This window comes from Paenilisteria rustica (assembly GCF_013820765.1).
Taxonomy (GTDB): Bacteria; Bacillota; Bacilli; order Lactobacillales; family Listeriaceae; genus Listeria_A; species Listeria_A rustica.
This window is the reverse complement of sequence record NZ_JABJVM010000042.1, coordinates 1-948: the sequence shown is the minus strand read 5'-3', so window position 1 is coordinate 948 and position 948 is coordinate 1. Positions and strand designations below refer to the sequence as shown.

The 948-nt window shown below is 48.5% G+C and carries 8 tRNA genes; all 8 read right to left on the bottom strand.

From position 1 onward, the window contains the following. Positions 1-168: 168 nt before the first annotated feature. Positions 169-252, bottom strand: a tRNA-Leu gene (locus HPK16_RS16500). Between the two features lie 40 nt (positions 253-292). Beyond that, positions 293-366: transfer RNA gene (locus HPK16_RS16495), tRNA-Cys, on the bottom strand. An 18-nt stretch (positions 367-384) separates the two neighbouring features. Next, positions 385-456 (bottom strand) — tRNA-Gly (locus HPK16_RS16490). Between the two features lie 12 nt (positions 457-468). Then, positions 469-540 (bottom strand) — tRNA-Gln (locus tag HPK16_RS16485). Positions 541-552: 12 nt separating this feature from the next. After that, positions 553-628, bottom strand: a tRNA-His gene (locus HPK16_RS16480). A 21-nt stretch (positions 629-649) separates the two neighbouring features. Then, positions 650-723, bottom strand: a tRNA-Trp gene (locus tag HPK16_RS16475). 8 nt (positions 724-731) lie between these two features. Continuing rightward, positions 732-815, bottom strand: a tRNA-Tyr gene (locus HPK16_RS16470). Between the two features lie 12 nt (positions 816-827). Continuing rightward, positions 828-900, bottom strand: a tRNA-Phe gene (locus HPK16_RS16465). Positions 901-948: the final 48 nt, after the last annotated feature.

Here is a 948-nt window from a genome sequence, read left to right as displayed (position 1 = left end):
CAAAATACTAGCCCAACACTTTATCAAAGATTTTGACATCTCTGTAGGTTAAGAAAAGGCACGAGCTATTGACTCCCTAGCTCGCACCTTGATATTTCACCCCAACAATTGACATAGAGCCAAAAAACAAAAACCCCAGCACTCCGAAAAGTGTTGGGGTTACTTGGATACCGGCGGCCGGGGTCGAACCGGCACGATCGTGAGATCACTGGATTTTGAGTCCAGCGCGTCTGCCAATTCCGCCACGCCGGCATAATATAAATATTATACTATAATCTAAGATAAAATTCAATGGAGGCGCCAACCGGATTTGAACCGGTGATAAAGGTTTTGCAGACCTCTGCCTTACCACTTGGCTATGGCGCCACATTCGTAAGAAAAATAAGCGGAAGACGAGGTTCGAACTCGCGACCCCCACCTTGGCAAGGTGATGTTCTACCGCTGAACTACTTCCGCAAAAACTAAAAACTGGGCTAGCTGGATTCGAACCAGCGCATGACGGAATCAAAATCCGTTGCCTTACCGCTTGGCTATAGCCCACCGTTTAAAAAATGGGGCGGATGATGGGAATCGAACCCACGAATGCCTGAACCACAATCAGGTGCGTTAACCACTTCGCCACACCCGCCACTATTAAATTTAATATTTTTGGCAGGGGCAGTAGGAATCGAACCCACACTGAAGGTTTTGGAGACCTTAGTTCTACCTTTAAACTATGCCCCTATTATAAATGGTGGAGGGGGGCAGATTCGAACTGCCGAACCCGAAGGAGCGGATTTACAGTCCGCCGCGTTTAGCCACTTCGCTACCCCTCCAAAATTTTAAGGTGGCTTGGGACAGAATCGAACTGCCGACACCTTGAGCTTCAATCAAGTGCTCTACCAACTGAGCTACCAAGCCATAAGTAAAGCGGTCCCGACGGGATTTGAACCCGCGATCTCCTGCGTG